The organism is Ruegeria sp. BH8, from assembly GCF_056538065.1.
Genome location: NZ_JBQFSP010000006.1, coordinates 171,856 through 187,518, shown reverse-complemented (window position 1 = coordinate 187,518; position 15,663 = coordinate 171,856). Strand labels below are relative to the sequence as shown.

Below are 15,663 nucleotides of genomic sequence, written 5' to 3'. Positions count from 1 at the left end.
TCTCATCTCCACTCTCTGATGGTTACGATGAGCCTGAAATCCTCCGCTACGCAATCAACCTAGTCTGTTCCATGGGTGCTGATGGCGGACAACCGCCCTGGCACGCCATGCTGATTTGGACAGCGTAATCGCTGAGTTCACTGATCGTCTAAAGGCCGATCGCGCCTCCGAAATCCGCTCGGCAATCGACCAAATCTCTGCCGTAAGCGCAGCCCGCGTTCTTGCGATCTTCAGGCAGGCCTCGAAACCAGACATGCACGGAAAAGGGGGCGCAGTGACAAGAGGGACCGGGCATGCCAGTTGATCCCGAACATTTGGACGCCGACGACCGGGTGCCGGAAGGAAACCACGGAGCGCTCGGTTGGGGCGAAGAGATCGGAGGGTTGGTGCTCTTCAGTCTGAGCATCATCTTCATGGTCGGTGGCTGGCAGTTGGGGCTCGGGGTTCCGACCCGCCTCGGAACCGGGGCCTTCCCATTTGTCACCGGAGCCATTCTTGCGATCCTGGCGCTGATCATCTGTGTGGAAGAGCGGCGCGGCGATGGTATCGCCGAGACACCGGACTGGATTGAGCTTTTCGCGATCTGCGGGGCTCTCGCCATGTTCGCGCTTACAGCCGATTGGCTTGGACTCGTTCCCGCAGTCTTCCTGACGGTGATCGTTGCCAGCCTGCCGGACCGCACACTTTCTTGGATCGGAAAACTGATCCTCGGGGTGGTCGTGGCGCTCGGATGCTGGGCAGTCTTCATCGAACTGCTAAATCTGCCTCTCCGGCCGTTTCCGGGAGGCTGACTATGGATGTCCTAACACTCTTTTATCAAGGCCTGCTGGTGGTTCTCGAGCCGCAGAACCTGATGTACTGCTTCATTGGGGTGTTTCTTGGAACCTTCATCGGTGTTCTGCCGGGCATCGGGTCGATGGCGGCGATCGCGATGATTTTGCCGCTCACCTTCTATCTCGATCCGACACCCGCCTTGGTGATGATTGCCGGTGTCTTCTACGGCGCGGAATACGGCGGATCGACCGCCTCGATCCTGATGAACGTTCCAGGCACGCCGGCGGCCTCGATCACCGCGATCGAGGGGCACGCCCTCGCGAAAAAAGGCCGCGCAGGCGTTGCGTTCTTTTCGACAGCTACCGCTTCTTTCGGAGGCGGGATTATCGGTATGATCGTGATCGCCGTCCTGTCGCCGTCCCTGGCGCAGCTCGCGCTCAGTTTCGGACCACCTGACTATTTCTCTGTCCTTCTTCTAGGCCTGATCGCAGCCTCGGCCGTGAGTAACGGCGGTGCGTTGAAAGGAATCGCGATGGTGGTGACCGGCCTGATGCTTGGTACAATCGGCATCGACCTGACCACAGGAGACCTCAGGTTCACCATGGGCATTCCGGAACTGCGCGATGGCGTACACATCGTAATCGTGGCGATGGGTCTCTTCGGCGTGACCGAGGTCATCGCGTCGATCCGCACGGCGACCAGCGGAAAGGCGGCTCAGACCGTCGACTACAACGATTTCTATCCCTCAAAAGAAGAATGGAAATCACTGCCTGCACCGATCTTGCGTGGCGGTGCGATCGGATCCTTCATTGGTGCTCTGCCAGGCACCGGCCAGACCATTGCTGCGGCCCTTGCCTATGCGGTCGAGAAGCGGGTGAACCGCCGGCGGAAGGATTTTGGTACCGGTGTGGTTCCTGGCGTGGCAGTTCCCGAGGCAGCGAACAACTCGGCGACTCAAACGGCCTTCATTCCCACCCTCACCCTGGGGGTGCCCGGCAGCCCGCCAATGGCGATTGTTATTGGGGCACTGATGATCTACGGGATCACGCCAGGACCCCGTCTTCTCACTGAACAGCCCGACATGTTCTGGGGTCTGGTCGCGAGCTTTCTCGTAGGCAACATTATGCTGCTGATCCTCAACGTACCCTTGATCGGCATGTGGGTTAGGCTTCTTAAAATTCCCTACAAGTATATGTACCCGACGATTATCGTTCTGATCTGCATGGGTGTCTACAGTCTGAACAACAACGTGTTCGACGTCTGGTTGACGCTGGTGATCGGTGCCGTCGGTTACGTCATGAGACTCTTCCGCTTCGAGCCTGGCCCCTGCTCTTAGGGTTCGTTCTTGGCCCGCTCATGGAAGAACAGCTGCGACGCTCGATGCTTCTGTCTCGTGGCGACCCGATGGTGTTTCTGCAGAGACCCATCAGCGCGACGCTGATCGCAATCACTGTCGCCATTCTCGCATTTGCTCTGTTCAAGACAGAGCAGAACCGACGCCGCCGTCGCGCGGCCAAGAAAGCCAATCAGGGAGAAACATCAACATGAGAATTGACCGAAGACTACTTATGAGCACCGGAGCCGCAGCGGCCCTCTTTCTGCACGCACCTGCGGCACTGGCAGAACCCGGAGCCTGGAGCGATGAGCCGGTCAGGATCGTCGTGACGTTCCCGCCAGGCGGCACAAGCGACCTTGTCGCAAGACTGCTCGCCCAGCACCTCGATACCGATTTTGGGCAGAAGGCTGTGGTCGACAACCGTCCGGGGGCGGCAGGAACGGTTGCGGCCGACTACGTCGCGCAACAGGCTCCTGATGGCACGACGCTGATTCTGTCGAACAATGCGCCCTTCACGATCGCACCGACGCGGTTCCAGTCGATTCCCTATGAACCGCTCGATGGATTCACGCATGTTGCTTATATAGGCGCGTCGGCGCCCGGCCTCTTTGTTCAGCCCTCCTCCGGGATCACCTCGCTCGACGAGTATGTTGCGTTTGTCAAAGAGACCTCGATGACTTTTGGTTCGAGCGGCGTGGGCTCGATCTCCCACATTCTGGGAGTTGCCGTCGATCAGGCGCTCGGGGTGGAGTCGATTCACGTGCCCTACCAGGGCAGCTCTCCGGCGATCCAAGATTTTCGCGCCGGCGTGCTGGACAGTTTCTATGACATGGTCGTTCAGAACAGCGAGATGATCGAAGACAACGAAGCCGTCGCGATTGCGATCGCTTCACCTGAGCGGAACAAGGAAATTCCTGACGTCCCGACCTTTAAGGAGCAGGGCTACGACATCGTGATTGAGAACTGGGTTGGCCTGTCCGGACCGGCGGGCATCGACCCGGCAACTGCCGAGACAATTCACGACACCGTCCTTGCTGTTTTTGGCAGTCCCGATGTCCAGGAACGGCTAAAGGAACTCGGGATAACGCATGCGGCGATGTAGACCGAGGACTACACAGCCTTCGTTGCGAACTCGATCGAGGTCTGGGCGCCCCTGATCGAATCGGCCGGAATCAAGGAGTAGACCGCTTTGATTTGGTCGCCATGCTCATCTTGTATGGCGACCAGTCTCCTGCGGTTTATGCCGCGCAAGCCGATGAGATTCATCTGAGACTTTGGCCCGGCATCAACTCCCTTAGTTGCCCCGTCTGACAAGTTCAGTGGACTATGCAAAGTGAACATCAAAGTGCTTTAACGCTTCAGAACTTTGAGGAAAATCAATGTCTGGCTATCTCACGACCCATGTTCTCGACACCGCGCGCGGCCGCCCGGCAGAGGGAATGAAGATCGAACTGTTCCAGATCGAGGGCGACCGGCGCACGTATCTCAAGACGCTCACGACAAACGGCGACGGCCGCACCGATGAACAGGTGATGCCGACAGAACGGTTTGCAAAAGGCGTCTATGAACTAGTCTTCCATGCCGGAGACTATCTGGACCTGGCTGGTGTTGCTCCCGAAAAGCCACGCTTCCTGGACGTCATCCCGCTTCGGTTCATCATGTCGGAAGCGATCCACTACCATGTACCGCTCCTGCTCTCGCCATTCAGCTACGCAACCTATCGCGGCAGCTGACCGCCCTACAGGTATCATGGACGGCGAAAAAGCCGCGCCCGAAAGTCGTAAACATAACCAGTCGCTAGAGTTGAAGCGGGTGAAAGGGTTCTGTCGCAAATTTCGTCCCAACCTGGCAGGTCGAACGCAGTTCTGGTAGCGCGTGCTGGGACTGACAGGAGTAGGTCGTGACGACCTCAGACACGGGTGGCAACTATTCTGTGGCAGAACCGAGGGCGAACTCGGCCAAGAATACCAAACTGCTGTACATTCCCGATCATCAGGTAATCAAGAACTGCGAAACAGAACCGAGCAATGTTCGCCTGTGTTTCATAAAATTGTAGCAATGAGAATCCTGTTAGAGCATTGGTAGTTAGTTCCAATGCAAAGTCGTATTCTGAGAGTGTGTTGGTTTCTTGGGACGCGCCAATTTTCCGGTATTTATTTCGCGTCTACGTCAATCGCCTCGCCCAGTGTTTTAAGCAATTCATTCAGGTTTTCGCGCTGCGTGGGTGATAACCCTCTCAAGAGCCGATGTTGTGTTTCAACGTGATCTGAAACGACATTTTCGATTTTTGAGAACCCGGCCTTGGTCAAACGTATCAAAAAACCCCGTTTATCTTCAGGATTTGGTACGCGCTCTACCAGACCTGCCTTGACGAGCTGGTCAATCCGGTTGGTCATTGTCCCGGACGTCACCATGGTCAGGTCAAGCAATTCCCCGGGCGACAAGCCTTCAGGCTTTCCGGATCTGCGCAGAGTCGCCAGTACATCAAAGCTGGCGAGGTTTAGCCCGTAAACCTTCCAGGTTTTGTCCATCTCTTTTCTGAGTTGAGCCACCAGGCGGGAGAGACGCCCAATCGTTTCCATCGGTCCGACATCAAGGTCGGGTCGGGCTTTGTTCCATTGCGAAATGATACGATCAATGTGGTCCATGGAAGCATATTGCGAAGATTTATCTTGACGTCAAGATAATGAGTAATATCTTGACGTCAAGATAAATGGAGATTCCTCATGAAACATCGTGTCGACATCGCGCTCACTGCAATCGCGCCGCTGGTCTGGGGCAGCACGTACTACGTTACGACTGAATTCCTTCCGGCCGGGTACCCAGTCACTATGGCTGCCCTGCGGGCTTTGCCCGCTGGCCTGCTATTGCTTGTTCTTGCCCGGCAATTGCCGCAGGGTATCTGGTGGATACGCGCCTTCGTTCTCGGTGCGCTCAACTTCACCGCGTTCTGGACATTGCTATTTGTGGCGGCATACCGGCTGCCTGGCGGTGTAGCCGCAACTGTTGGGGCGGTTCAGCCTTTGATTGTCGTATTCTTGGCCGGGGTGCTGATTGGTACGACGGTCAAGGTGTCTGCGGTGGTCGCGGCACTGATCGGTATCTTTGGGGTCGGACTTCTTGTTCTTGGTTCGGGGATTTCACTTGATCCGATTGGAGTGATTGCGGGCATCGGGGGCGCAGCCTCCATGGGGGCGGGCACAGTTCTGACCCGGAAGTGGCAAGCCCCTGTGCCCCTTTTGACTTTGGCGGCCTGGCAACTCACGGCAGGGGGGCTGTTGCTGGTACCCTTGGCGCTTTTGTTTGAGCCTGCGTTTCCACCATTGAATACGCAAAACATCACCGGCATCGTCTATCTCACTCTGATCGGGGCTGCGCTGACATACATCTTATGGTTCCGGGGCGTTTCCCGGATCGAACCCGGCGCCGTTTCAGCCCTTGGTTTTCTCAGCCCGCTTTCCGCAGTCATTATTGGATGGATGCTTCTTGGTCAGGCTTTGACACCCACCCAGATCGCCGGAGCCGGGGTTGTGCTCACGGCAATCTGGCTTGGACAGCGTGCTGGGCAGATGGGCAATTCCGTACTTTCAAGAACTTCCAATTCACACCTCGTCTCAAAAGGAGAATGCTCATGAAACTTGTTGTATTTGGTGCCACTGGCGACGTCGGTTCTCGTGTCGTGACTGAGGCCATTTCGCGTGGCCATGAGGTTACTGCGGCAGTTCGAAACGAGGCGGGGCTCAAAAAACTACCCAAGGGTGCCAAGCCGGTTGTTGCAGATGTCGCAGACCCTGCGGCATTGGCCGCTGCGATGGCTGGCCAGGATTTGGCCATAAGCGCTGTGCGTACACCGGCCGGGCGTGAAGGTGAAATTGTTGCTTTGACCCGATCCATCCTGCATGTCGCATCTCTTGTCCGTCTTCGCGTAATTATTATTGGGGGTGCCGCTCGTCTGCATATGCCCGATGGCAGCCCGCACACTGTCTTATCAGATCCAGACTTTCTGCCTGAAAGCATAGTCCCAACCGGACGTGCATCCATGGCGCAGTGGGAACTCTGTTCATCGGATGCCTCAGCAAACTGGACCTATGCCAGCCCGTCCGCCTTATTGCAGCCCGGTGAACGCCGGGGCGTCTTCAGAACCGACACAGATAACCTGATTGTTGATGACGTCGGCAACTCAGAAATCTCCATGGAAGATTTTGCAGTGGCAATTGTAGATGAGGCTCAATCGCCCAAATTTCCACGCGCCGCCTTTACCGTAGGCTATTGAACCCCCAACAACCTAGTCGTTTTGGCAAAGCGCCCCGTCTGCAGTTCGCAAGCGGGGTGTTTTCTCGAATGCGGTATCGTCACGCGACCTTACGAAAACGAACAGGCCGCGCCACGGCATCGACAGTCGCTGACGTAAGGCAGCTATGAGCCGATTCAACAGGGCGGTCCATGGCGGCTGGTGAAATACTGCAGGTGCACCAACGACCGAGAAGAGCCCTATCGCCACAGGGCAGGTAAATGTCTCACCCAGGATGGCCAGACCTGGCATCACACCGACACCGGTGCGCAGATACGCCTGGCTTGCGACGTCCATGGACCCTAGCGTGTGCACAAGTTTGAAATAGATCGGCAGGGCCACACCAGTGCACAAGGTCAAAAGAACGCTTGTTGCCGCCAATGCTGTTACACTCGGCGTCAAGGTCCATGGACGGTCCAGCAGCAGCTTAGCGCCCATCACCAAAACGCTCCGTCGGATCGCATGTCTGACTAAGGAAGTGTGACCACCACTCTCACGAGTGGGTTTTTCCATCTTGATCTCTGATCAGAAACCATTCCCTGGGTCGCCGCAGCAAGCTGATGCTCAGATAATCAGCTTGGATCAAGGCAAACACATATTTTTGATTCACTTCTGCAACATTCTTGTGAATGCTTCATTCCTGTCTCTTTTCCGCCGGATTTGGTGCTGATAAGCAATGATTGAATATCGGGATGTTAAATAGTGCGAGTGGGCAGATGAGAGCCGGAGTTAACGGTCAGGTAGCCATTTCATGGGATCAAACTGAAATTGACGGACTCGAGGACGCGCCTCTGGCGTGTCTGGCCGTCGGCGCGGCTTGGTCATGGCGCGGACAGGCGATAGTGCTGAGCGCAGAAGCCGAGAACAGCGTCGAACAGATTGGATATGCGCGGGGCGCTGCAACCCGCATACAAAACCGCTTCCCGATTGTCCGGGAAGTTTCCGGCCACGTGACCGGTGCTTTGACACTTACCAATGGGTCGCAGCGGTTTTCAGCCAACCTTGTTGCCGACACCAATGATGCAGCACCAACCATCGTTTTCGATGGCGCATGCCCGCCACGGGATGAAGAATTCTGGATCGTCGACGTGACCGAGGTTGTGATGGTGCACAAGGCGGGTGTTGAAGGCGGCGGGAATGTCGTTGCATTTCCGGCCTGAACGCGACCTGTATTTTTTTTGATGAAAGCAGTGTGACAGCAACCGTCGCTATGCGCGCAGGGGCCTGTGCTGCCAGCGGTGAACATATCTTTGCAGATATTCGAAACTGCGTTGAATGCCGTGTTGACTCTGCCGGCTTTGCGGATATAAGCGCGGCTTCATTGGTGTTGGTGGCCCCCGCAAGGGGAAGCCTGTCATGAGGGAAATCTCAAGAGGACAACGCCCTTCATAGTTGCCCGTTTGGGCATCGACCTAAAGAAGGAGATCAGCCGTGACCAAACGCACGTCTGCCAAGTACAAAATCGACCGCCGGATGGGCGAAAACATCTGGGGTCGTCCGAAATCCCCGGTCAACCGTCGTGAATACGGCCCCGGCCAGCACGGTCAGCGCCGCAAGGGCAAACTGTCGGACTTCGGTCTGCAGCTGCGTGCCAAGCAGAAGCTGAAAGGCTACTACGGCGACCTGACCGAAAAGCAGTTCCGCCGCATCTATGCCGAAGCCGAGCGTGTAAAAGGCGACACCGGTGAAAACCTGATCGGCCTGCTGGAGCGCCGTCTGGACGCCGTCGTCTATCGCGCCAAGTTCGTACCGACCGTCTTCGCTGCGCGTCAGTTCGTGAACCACGGCCACGTCAAAGTGAACGGCAAGCGGGTGAACATCCCCAGCTACCGCGTCAAAGAAGGCGACGTCATCGAAGTGCGTGACAAGTCCAAGCAACTGGCTGTTGTTCTGGAAGCTGTTGCCCTGGCCGAGCGTGATGTTCCTGACTACATCGATGCTGACCACTCGAAAATGACCGCAACGTTCGTTCGCGCACCAGGCCTGAGCGATGTGCCGTACCCGGTCATGATGGAACCGAACCTGGTCGTCGAATTCTACGCGAAGAACTGATCTTCGCATTCCGATCCGGAATTCAGAGCCGCACCTTTGGTTGCGGCTCTTTTCATTTTCAGCCCAGCAGAACGATATCTGACGCACCTGCGCTGCGACGCAGCTCGTGAATGTCTTTTAGTTCCGGGTCGTTGATCCATCCCAGCGCCGCGTCCCGGTTGGGAAAGGAAAGCAGGGCTGCAACGTCAGGCAAGTCCGGTGTGCCGTCCAGCGCGGTTGTTTCTTTGGTGGCGTGTTCGACCTTTCCGCCATGGCGGGCCAGTGCAGGCCCGGCCTGTTCGCGATAAGCGGCCAGCGCGTCGGGATTCTTTACGGTAAGTTTTGCGTAGGCATAGATCATGGCTTTGCTCCTTGATGTGTGGGCAAAAGCTAGGGTGTGATCTGCTTTGCGAAAACGCGTGTATTTGCATCAGTGATGTGCGAATTTACATGTATGGATATTCATTGGGATGATTACCGGGCCGTACTCGCCGTGGTCCGCAGGCGTACCCTGTCCGCCGCGGCACAAGAGCTTGGCGTCAACTACACAACTGTTGCCCGCCGTATAGCCCGCGCCGAAGCTGCGACAGGCGAAGTGCTGTTCGAAAGGCTGACCGACGGGTATCGACCGACAGAAGCAGCGCACCTAGTCGCTGCGTATGCTGCCCGGATGGAAAGCGCAGAACACGCAATGCTGCGCGGTTTGTCAGGGCGGGATGCCCGGTTGGAAGGGCAGCTGACCTTAACCGCGCCGCAACTGTTAATTGCCCATGTGCTGGCCCCGGCGCTGGGCGAGTTTGCTCAAAGGCACCCTGCTGTGTCTTTGCAGGTGCGCGCGGCAAACGAGATTCTGGACCTTAATCGACGCGAAGCCGACATTGCGATCCGGATCAGCCGCAACCCCGGCGATACGTTGAAAGGTCTGCGCCTGATGCAACAGCACAGCGCTTGTTTTGCCACGCCTGAATGGGCCGCGCGAATGCAGCAAGATCCGAACGCGCCCGTGGATTGGTTGCTTTATGAAAAGCAGCCGAACCTGCCGGACGGCGTCGACAATATCTATCCGAACTCGCGCATACATATGCGTTTTGATGACATGGTCGCGATGGCGGGTGCCGCACAATCAGGGTTGGGCGTTGTGCGTATGCCGGTGTTTCTGGGCCGCTCACTTCGGGGCTTGGTGCAGGTTCCGGTCCTTTCACCGCAACCCTACGCAGATATCTGGATCGTGGCGCACCCGGACGTTTGGCCTTCGGCAAAACTGGTCGCGTTCCGCGATATCGCGGTGCCCTTTTTCAAACAAAAAAGCCCGCTGTTTACGGCGTGATCAAATCGGCAAAGGCCGCCCTTCGGCGATTGCTTCCATCGCGAAATACGACGTGACGCTGTCCAGCTCGACCTTTTCGATCAGCCGTTGATACACCTTGTCGTAAGACGCCATATCCTGTGTGACGACTTTCAGCTGATAATCGTAGTCACCACCAATCCGATGAAAATCCACGACCTCGGGGATCGTCAGAACGTGGCTGCGAAAGGCCTGTAGCCACTCGGCCGAATGATGCCGCGTGCGCAGCATGACAAAGACCACAAGGCTCAACCCCAATTTCTCGCGTGCGATGCGGGCGGTTGAACCGATCAGGACGCCATCTTCGTTCAAAGCCTTCAGCCGCCGCCAGCAGGCGTTCTGCGAAAGCCCCGCACGATCCGCTAACTCCCGTTGCGACAGGGTGGCGTCCTTCTGCAGTTCTTTCAGAATGCGTGTGTCAATTTGATCCAATTTTGATGCCATTACTGATCATATGACACAAAGATTTTAAAATCTATGCAATAATAGGTGAAGTTTTCGCGCTGACAATAAATCACATTAGTCGGACAGTTAGGAGCCAATGCAATGTCCCTGTCCAAGTTTCGTGCGGAACTCTGTTCCACCGCTCACAATTCAAACCTGCGCGATGGGCTGATCGGAGAGAATGTTCTGATCCCGGGTCTGCATGGGGACGTGCCGCTTGTCTATGCGGATTACGTCGCTTCGGGTCGCGCCTTGCGGCAGGTCGAAGACTTTGTGGCGCAACATGTGTTGCCGTTTTACGCGAACAGCCACACCGAGGCCTCTTACTGCGGATCTTACATGACACATCTGCGCCGCGAGGCGCGGGCGGAAATAGCCCGCATTGTAGGTGCCCAGAAAGAGGACGCGGTGATCTTCACCGGGTCTGGTGCCACTGCGGGGCTCAACCGGTTGGTCAGCCTGCTCGGGGTGGCAGAGGCCGACCAACCGGTTGTCTTGATTGGTCCTTACGAGCATCACTCGAACATCCTGCCGTGGCGGGAAAGCAAGGCACTTGTGGTTGAAATCCCCGAAGCCGAAGGTGGCGGTGTTGACCTGGGGGCGCTGGAAACCGCGCTGTTGACCCATGCAGGCGCAGATCTTCTGATCGGTTCCTTTTCGGCGGCGTCCAATGTAACCGGAATTGTCACTGACCCTGATCCGGTGACGCGGTTGCTCAAGGCGCATGGTGCCGTGGCGATTTGGGATTACGCCGGGGGCGGGCCTTACCTGCCGATGGATATGGGGCCGGCGGACGCGCGCAAGGATGCGATCGTCGTTTCCCCGCACAAGTTTCCGGGCGGTCCGGGGGCCTCGGGTGTTCTGATCGTAAACCGGGCTGCAGCCAAACGGAACTGCCCCAGCTGGCCGGGTGGTGGCACCGTTAGATTCGTGTCACCGTGGCGGCATGACTACAGCGCGGACCTGTCTGCGCGGGAAGAGGCGGGAACGCCCAACGTGATCGGTGATATCCGCGCGGCGCTTGCCTTTATCGTCAAGGATGTCGTCGGCACGGAAGAAATCGCAAGACGCGAGGCGCAGTACAACCAGATGGCGCTGGACGGGTGGAAGGATAACCCGCACCTGACATTGCTTGGGGTCAATAATCCGCATCGCCTGCCGATCTTCTCCTTCCTTGTGCGCGACAACGCGGGACAGCCTGTGCATCAGCAGCTGTTTACCCGGATGCTCAGCGATGTCTACGGCATTCAGGCGCGCGGCGGCTGTGCCTGCGCAGGGCCTTATGCCCACCGCCTTCTGGGGATTGACCGCGCCGCGTCCGAGGCGCTGCACGCGGCCTTGTCTGCGGGTGAAGAGATGAAGAAACCCGGCTGGGTACGCCTGAATTTCTCGTACCTGATGAGCGAGGAAACGGTTCAATTCATCATCGACAGTGTCAATGATCTGTCCCGCCGTACCGAGGAATTCGTGCCGTATTACAACGCCGACCCGGCGACTGCGCGCTTCAAGGCCGCATGATGGAATTGCCGCTTTTCTCAATCCGTTGAGACAGGTATGAGGGGCCCAATCAACGGAGCCTCTCATGACCAAGATCACCCCGCAACCCGGCATTATGGACATCGCGCTTTATCAGGGCGGCCAGTCGCATGTGGCGGGTGTTGAGCATGTGATCAAGCTGAGCTCGAACGAGAATCCGTTCGGCCCCAGCCCCAAGGCGATTGAGGCGGTGCGCGACAGCGCGGCAAATTTGCATCGGTACCCAAACACTGACCACGCCAGTTTGCGCGCGGCTATCGGCGCACGTCACGGGCTGGACCCTGCGCAGATCATCTGCGGTGTCGGCAGCGACGAGGTGCTGCAATTCATCGCTCAGGCCTATGCGGGGCCGGGGGATGAGGTGATCTATACCGAGCACGGGTTCTCCATGTACCCGATCATCGCCCGCATGGCAGGTGCCGCACCGGTCATGGTGGCCGAGCGCGACCGCAAAGTCGATGTGGATGCCATTCTGGCCGCCGTAACCAGCCAGACGCGGATCGTGTTTGTCACCAACCCCGGTAACCCGACCTCGACCATGATCTCGAACGACGAACTGGACCGTCTGGCGCAGGGTCTGCCTGATACCTGCCTGATGGTCTTGGACGGCGCCTATGCCGAATTCGTCGACGATTTCGATGGTGGCGCGTCTTTGGTGGATGCGTATGAGAACGTGATCATGACCCGCACATTCTCGAAAGTGTACGGGCTGGGCGGGATGCGGGTCGGCTGGGGGTATGCGCACCAATCGATTATCGATGTACTGAACCGGGTGCGTCAGCCCTTCAACCTGTCTTTAACAGCACTGGCCGCAGCCGAAGCCGCGATCAGCGACGTCGAATTCCTGACGTTCTGCCAATCCGAAAATGCGCGCCTTCGGGTGTGGCTGGCCAAGGAGCTGGACAAGGTCGGCGTACCCTCGGACCCGTCCTGCACCAACTTCATCCTCGCGCGTTTTGCCGACAGGACCGAGGCCGAGGCTTGTGACGACTATCTGAAGACGCAGGGTTTGATTGTCCGCCGGGTTGCAGGCTACAACCTGCCGAATGCCCTGCGGATCACCGTGGGCGATGAGGAAGCCTGCCGCCGCGTCGTTGCGGCGATTACAGCATTCAAAGAGGGTGCAGCATGAGCCAGATTTACGACCGGGTTGCGCTGATCGGGCTTGGCCTGATTGCCTCCTCCATGTTCTGGGCGATCAAGCGTGGGGGCCTGGCTGGAGAAGTGACCGGCTATGCCCGGTCCGAGGCGACACGTGACACGGCGCGCAGAATCGGGCTGTGCGACCGCGTCTGTGACACGGCGCGCGAAGCGGTCGAAGGTGCTGATCTTGTCGTTCTTTGCGTGCCCGTGGGGGCAATGGGAGCCGTCGCAGAAGACATCGCACCCGTGCTCAAGCCCGGCGCGACCCTGTCGGATGTGGGGTCGGTCAAGCAGCATGTCATTCAGGCAGTTCAGCCGCATGTCCCCGAAGGTGTGCATTTCATTCCCGCGCATCCTTTGGCTGGGACAGAGCATTCCGGTCCGGAATCGGGTTTTGCCAAATTGTTCGACAATCGCTGGTGCCTGCTGGTGCCTGTCGAAGGGACCGACCCGGATGCAATCGCCCGCCTTCGGGCGTTGTGGGAAGGTATGGGCTCCCATGTGGATGAGATGGACGCGGATCATCACGATCTGGTTCTGGCCGTCACGTCCCATGCGCCGCACCTGATCGCCTACACGATGGTTGGTGTGGCCGACGATCTGCGCCGGGTGACCGATAGCGAAGTGATCAAATACTCGGCTGCGGGTTTTCGGGATTTCACCCGCATCGCGGCATCGGACCCGACCATGTGGCGTGATGTGTTCCTGTCCAACAAAGATGCGACGCTGGAAATCCTGGGCCGTTTCACGGAAGAGCTGTTTGCGCTGCAACGTGCCATCCGCACCGGGGACGGGGAACATTTGTTTGACTACTTTACCCATACCCGTGCTATTCGTCGCGGCATCATCGACGCGGGGCAGGACACGGATGCTCCGGATTTCGGGCGGGGAAAGGCAGGTTCATGAGGTCATACCGGGGGCAATTTCTGATCGGGATCATGGCGTTGTGCGCCGTGGCCACACAGGCAGCCCCTCTGGAACGATCTCTGGTCCCACCTGCACGTCCGATTCTGGACCAGCAAAACGTGCAGGTTGTGTCCGCCGTTGCCCCGGTGTCCGTCGCGGTCATAACCGATCTGCGCCCCATCTCACGTCCGGTTTCACCGCAGGTCACTGCTGCACTGGCGCGACCTTCGGATTTGCCGCTGCTGGGGCCCGACACCTCGCTGATACCTAACATGAGACCTGAATTGCTTGAACAGCAGGTGCTTTTCAAAAAACGCAAGCTGCGCAAAGGGTCCGTTTGCGGAGATATCGCAATTCAGGGCAAGCCCGTCGGAAGGGTCGGCAGCGAGAGTTCAGCCTGTGGCGTAAAAGATGCAGTGCAGATCACCTCTGTTTCCGGTGTGGCACTCAGCCGCCCGTCGACAATGGATTGCGGCACCGCCGTTGCGCTGAACAAATGGGTCGATAAGACAGTCAAACCCACCTTCAAACGTCGCGGCCCGGTGGTCGAGTTGCAGGTGGCGGCTCATTATGCCTGCCGAACTCGAAACAATCGTAAAGGCGCGCGGATTTCCGAGCACGGCAAAGGGCGCGCGATCGATATTTCGGCCTTCAAAATGGCCGATGGTGAGGTGGTGACTGTCTTGGAAGGATGGCGCAAGAACCCGTCACAGAAGCAGCTGCAGAAAATCTGGCGCGGCGCCTGTGGCCCGTTCGGCACCGTTTTGGGGCCGAACTCGGATAGCTACCATCGCGATCATTTCCATCTGGATACGGCACGCTACCGCAGCGGAGCGTATTGCCGTTAACGCAGGATCAGCCGCGGGGCGGGGCCCAGCGGCACCGGCCCCAGGGCGACAAAACCATCCCGGAAGTTCAGCTGAAGGTCCAGCGCGTTGGGGTTGCCGCCCAGCCCTGCCAGAAAATTCAGTGCGCGGGTGACAGGATCAACCGCCTGATCAGGCAGGGCACCTGCCGCGTTTGCCATGTCGATCATATCACGCCAGTTCTCGGCCTTGACAGCGATCTCACCACTGGGAACACCCTGCGCGTCTACATCCAGTTTACCGGCAGCAAACAGACGCAATCCACCCCATTTGATCTCGGCCAGTCGCAGGTCGATGGCCACGGGCTGCGGCCTGCTGTGTTCCAGCGCCGACCTGTCCCAGACTTTGCTGAACGTGGTGACCATGTCCAGTTCCAGCGTTTCGAAGGACTGCGGCAGCGAAGCCGCCGAATTCATAAGGGCCCGCAACCGGTCGCCGGGTGTGAACCCATCCGCGCGGGCGGTAATGGCATAGGCTTCGGGCAGGGATGTTTGCGCCATGATCAGGCTCAGGGTGTCCCCGGCGGCCAGTGCAGTGGTGTTCTCGGTCACCGACCACGCCCCTGCCGTCAGCGCCAGTTTTTCAAACACAAGCGAAACGCCGGGTTGCAACTGTAGTTCCGCAATCAATTCATCGGCGACAATCGTTGAGGTTTGATCGTAGTAAGACAGTCGTTGCGGCGTCTCGGCGAACCGCAGCACCTGCCGGCCGGGCCAGATCGCGGGGCTTTCGAATTCGATCCAGTCCGCGCGCCAGGCTGTGCCATTCACCGGATCTGCAAGGGCAGGGTTGTTCAGTCGGGTCACGTGATGGGTCGGATACCCTGCCGTTGCCACGTCCGAGAAATCAGCCAGCCAGCCGCGCGCCTGTTGTTGATCAAACCAGCCAGTGATTGCCGCGCGCAGACCATATCCGGCGACAAACCAATAGGCGCTCCAAAGGATGCCGATAAAAATGATCACTCGTATGACACGGCGCATGAGCTTTGGCC

General features: G+C 58.0%; 19 protein-coding genes. 14 read left to right on the top strand and 5 right to left on the bottom strand.

Features of this window, described 5'->3' with window-relative positions:
- The first annotated feature begins 293 nt into the window (after positions 1 to 293).
- From ACR0AD_RS12930 to uraH, 5 genes are all read left to right on the top strand, one after another.
- The gene (locus tag ACR0AD_RS12930) at positions 294 to 791 is read left to right on the top strand and encodes a tripartite tricarboxylate transporter TctB family protein (protein ID WP_480482326.1); all 498 of its coding nucleotides are present in this window, start codon (positions 294 to 296) and stop codon (positions 789 to 791) included.
- Positions 792 to 793: 2 nt separating this feature from the next.
- Positions 794 to 2,110 carry a tripartite tricarboxylate transporter permease gene (locus ACR0AD_RS12925; RefSeq protein ID WP_480487518.1) on the top strand — a complete coding sequence of 439 codons (1,317 nt, stop codon included), beginning with the start codon at positions 794 to 796 and terminating at the stop codon, positions 2,108 to 2,110.
- 20 nt (positions 2,111 to 2,130) lie between these two features.
- Positions 2,131 to 2,322, top strand: coding sequence for a hypothetical protein (locus ACR0AD_RS12920; RefSeq protein WP_480487519.1), 192 nt, complete (start codon positions 2,131 to 2,133; stop codon positions 2,320 to 2,322).
- Positions 2,323 to 2,342: 20 nt separating this feature from the next.
- A complete protein-coding gene (locus ACR0AD_RS12915; RefSeq protein WP_480487521.1) occupies positions 2,343 to 3,212 on the top strand; it encodes a Bug family tripartite tricarboxylate transporter substrate binding protein in 870 nt (289 codons plus the stop codon).
- Between the two features lie 277 nt (positions 3,213 to 3,489).
- Positions 3,490 to 3,843: a hydroxyisourate hydrolase gene (gene uraH / locus ACR0AD_RS12910; RefSeq protein ID WP_480487523.1), complete on the top strand. Its 354-nt coding sequence runs from the start codon at positions 3,490 to 3,492 to the stop codon at positions 3,841 to 3,843.
- Positions 3,844 to 4,263: 420 nt separating this feature from the next.
- Here the strand turns inward: uraH and ACR0AD_RS12905 are convergent, their stop codons facing one another.
- Positions 4,264 to 4,758, bottom strand: coding sequence for a MarR family winged helix-turn-helix transcriptional regulator (locus ACR0AD_RS12905; RefSeq protein ID WP_480482318.1), 495 nt, complete (start codon positions 4,756 to 4,758; stop codon positions 4,264 to 4,266).
- A gap of 78 nt (positions 4,759 to 4,836) precedes the next feature.
- Between ACR0AD_RS12905 and ACR0AD_RS12900 the strand changes: the two genes are divergently transcribed.
- Both ACR0AD_RS12900 and ACR0AD_RS12895 read left to right on the top strand, forming a co-directional pair.
- Positions 4,837 to 5,745 (top strand): EamA family transporter, encoded by a 909-nt coding sequence (locus ACR0AD_RS12900; protein ID WP_480482316.1) that lies wholly within the window; start codon positions 4,837 to 4,839, stop codon positions 5,743 to 5,745.
- On the top strand, positions 5,742 to 6,383 hold the full coding sequence (locus tag ACR0AD_RS12895) for an NAD(P)-dependent oxidoreductase (RefSeq protein WP_480487525.1): 642 nt from the start codon (positions 5,742 to 5,744) through the stop codon (positions 6,381 to 6,383). Before ACR0AD_RS12900 ends, ACR0AD_RS12895 begins: the two co-directional genes overlap by 4 nt.
- 12 nt (positions 6,384 to 6,395) lie before the next feature.
- Here ACR0AD_RS12895 and ACR0AD_RS12890 read toward each other — a convergent pair whose 3' ends face one another.
- Positions 6,396 to 6,839, bottom strand: a complete 444-nt coding sequence (locus tag ACR0AD_RS12890; protein ID WP_480487527.1) for a hypothetical protein — start codon at positions 6,837 to 6,839, stop codon at positions 6,396 to 6,398.
- 278 nt (positions 6,840 to 7,117) lie between these two features.
- Here ACR0AD_RS12890 and ACR0AD_RS12885 point away from each other — a divergent pair, with 278 nt between their 5' ends.
- Both ACR0AD_RS12885 and rpsD read left to right on the top strand, forming a co-directional pair.
- Complete coding sequence (locus tag ACR0AD_RS12885) at positions 7,118 to 7,561, top strand: hypothetical protein (RefSeq protein WP_267367456.1); 444 nt, start codon at positions 7,118 to 7,120, stop codon at positions 7,559 to 7,561.
- Positions 7,562 to 7,832: 271 nt separating this feature from the next.
- Complete coding sequence (gene rpsD, locus ACR0AD_RS12880; RefSeq protein ID WP_170374584.1) at positions 7,833 to 8,453, top strand: 30S ribosomal protein S4; 621 nt, start codon at positions 7,833 to 7,835, stop codon at positions 8,451 to 8,453.
- A gap of 58 nt (positions 8,454 to 8,511) precedes the next feature.
- On the opposite strand, the gene ACR0AD_RS12875 is transcribed toward rpsD, so the two are convergent.
- Positions 8,512 to 8,793, bottom strand: a complete 282-nt coding sequence (locus ACR0AD_RS12875; protein ID WP_480482308.1) for a DUF1330 domain-containing protein — start codon at positions 8,791 to 8,793, stop codon at positions 8,512 to 8,514.
- Between the two features lie 93 nt (positions 8,794 to 8,886).
- Between ACR0AD_RS12875 and ACR0AD_RS12870 the strand changes: the two genes are divergently transcribed.
- Positions 8,887 to 9,759, top strand: coding sequence for a LysR family transcriptional regulator (locus ACR0AD_RS12870; RefSeq protein WP_480487529.1), 873 nt, complete (start codon positions 8,887 to 8,889; stop codon positions 9,757 to 9,759).
- Here ACR0AD_RS12870 and ACR0AD_RS12865 read toward each other — a convergent pair whose 3' ends face one another.
- Positions 9,760 to 10,221, bottom strand: coding sequence for an Lrp/AsnC family transcriptional regulator (locus ACR0AD_RS12865; RefSeq protein ID WP_267365621.1), 462 nt, complete (start codon positions 10,219 to 10,221; stop codon positions 9,760 to 9,762).
- 102 nt (positions 10,222 to 10,323) lie between these two features.
- Between ACR0AD_RS12865 and ACR0AD_RS12860 the strand changes: the two genes are divergently transcribed.
- From ACR0AD_RS12860 to ACR0AD_RS12845, 4 genes are all read left to right on the top strand, one after another.
- Positions 10,324 to 11,739 (top strand): aminotransferase class V-fold PLP-dependent enzyme, encoded by a 1,416-nt coding sequence (locus ACR0AD_RS12860; protein ID WP_480487532.1) that lies wholly within the window; start codon positions 10,324 to 10,326, stop codon positions 11,737 to 11,739.
- Positions 11,740 to 11,803: 64 nt separating this feature from the next.
- Entirely contained in the window at positions 11,804 to 12,889 is a 1,086-nt protein-coding gene (gene hisC, locus ACR0AD_RS12855; RefSeq protein ID WP_480487534.1) for a histidinol-phosphate transaminase, read from the top strand.
- Positions 12,886 to 13,806 carry a prephenate/arogenate dehydrogenase family protein gene (locus ACR0AD_RS12850; protein WP_480487536.1) on the top strand — a complete coding sequence of 307 codons (921 nt, stop codon included), beginning with the start codon at positions 12,886 to 12,888 and terminating at the stop codon, positions 13,804 to 13,806. The genes hisC and ACR0AD_RS12850 overlap by 4 nt, the downstream gene beginning before the upstream one ends.
- The gene (locus ACR0AD_RS12845) at positions 13,803 to 14,654 is read left to right on the top strand and encodes an extensin-like domain-containing protein (RefSeq protein ID WP_480487538.1); all 852 of its coding nucleotides are present in this window, start codon (positions 13,803 to 13,805) and stop codon (positions 14,652 to 14,654) included. The genes ACR0AD_RS12850 and ACR0AD_RS12845 overlap by 4 nt, the downstream gene beginning before the upstream one ends.
- On the opposite strand, the gene ACR0AD_RS12840 is transcribed toward ACR0AD_RS12845, so the two are convergent.
- Positions 14,651 to 15,652, bottom strand: a complete 1,002-nt coding sequence (locus ACR0AD_RS12840) for a DUF2125 domain-containing protein (RefSeq protein WP_480487540.1) — start codon at positions 15,650 to 15,652, stop codon at positions 14,651 to 14,653. The two genes, ACR0AD_RS12845 and ACR0AD_RS12840, sit on opposite strands and share 4 nt — an antisense overlap.
- Positions 15,653 to 15,663: the final 11 nt, after the last annotated feature.

Coding starts and splice junctions, on each gene's coding strand:
- ACR0AD_RS12840 (WP_480487540.1), bottom strand. CDS start 15,652: ATGCGCCGTGTCATACGAGTGATCATTTTTATCGGCATCCTTTGGAGC.
- ACR0AD_RS12875 (WP_480482308.1), bottom strand. CDS start 8,793: ATGATCTATGCCTACGCAAAACTTACCGTAAAGAATCCCGACGCGCTG.
- ACR0AD_RS12905 (WP_480482318.1), bottom strand. CDS start 4,758: ATGGACCACATTGATCGTATCATTTCGCAATGGAACAAAGCCCGACCC.
- ACR0AD_RS12850 (WP_480487536.1), top strand. CDS start 12,886: ATGAGCCAGATTTACGACCGGGTTGCGCTGATCGGGCTTGGCCTGATT.
- ACR0AD_RS12925 (WP_480487518.1), top strand. CDS start 794: ATGGATGTCCTAACACTCTTTTATCAAGGCCTGCTGGTGGTTCTCGAG.
- ACR0AD_RS12900 (WP_480482316.1), top strand. CDS start 4,837: ATGAAACATCGTGTCGACATCGCGCTCACTGCAATCGCGCCGCTGGTC.
- ACR0AD_RS12845 (WP_480487538.1), top strand. CDS start 13,803: ATGAGGTCATACCGGGGGCAATTTCTGATCGGGATCATGGCGTTGTGC.
- ACR0AD_RS12865 (WP_267365621.1), bottom strand. CDS start 10,221: ATGGCATCAAAATTGGATCAAATTGACACACGCATTCTGAAAGAACTG.
- ACR0AD_RS12870 (WP_480487529.1), top strand. CDS start 8,887: ATGGATATTCATTGGGATGATTACCGGGCCGTACTCGCCGTGGTCCGC.
- hisC (WP_480487534.1), top strand. CDS start 11,804: ATGACCAAGATCACCCCGCAACCCGGCATTATGGACATCGCGCTTTAT.
- ACR0AD_RS12920 (WP_480487519.1), top strand. CDS start 2,131: ATGGAAGAACAGCTGCGACGCTCGATGCTTCTGTCTCGTGGCGACCCG.
- ACR0AD_RS12885 (WP_267367456.1), top strand. CDS start 7,118: ATGAGAGCCGGAGTTAACGGTCAGGTAGCCATTTCATGGGATCAAACT.
- uraH (WP_480487523.1), top strand. CDS start 3,490: ATGTCTGGCTATCTCACGACCCATGTTCTCGACACCGCGCGCGGCCGC.
- ACR0AD_RS12915 (WP_480487521.1), top strand. CDS start 2,343: ATGAGCACCGGAGCCGCAGCGGCCCTCTTTCTGCACGCACCTGCGGCA.
- ACR0AD_RS12890 (WP_480487527.1), bottom strand. CDS start 6,839: ATGGGCGCTAAGCTGCTGCTGGACCGTCCATGGACCTTGACGCCGAGT.
- ACR0AD_RS12895 (WP_480487525.1), top strand. CDS start 5,742: ATGAAACTTGTTGTATTTGGTGCCACTGGCGACGTCGGTTCTCGTGTC.
- ACR0AD_RS12860 (WP_480487532.1), top strand. CDS start 10,324: ATGTCCCTGTCCAAGTTTCGTGCGGAACTCTGTTCCACCGCTCACAAT.
- ACR0AD_RS12930 (WP_480482326.1), top strand. CDS start 294: ATGCCAGTTGATCCCGAACATTTGGACGCCGACGACCGGGTGCCGGAA.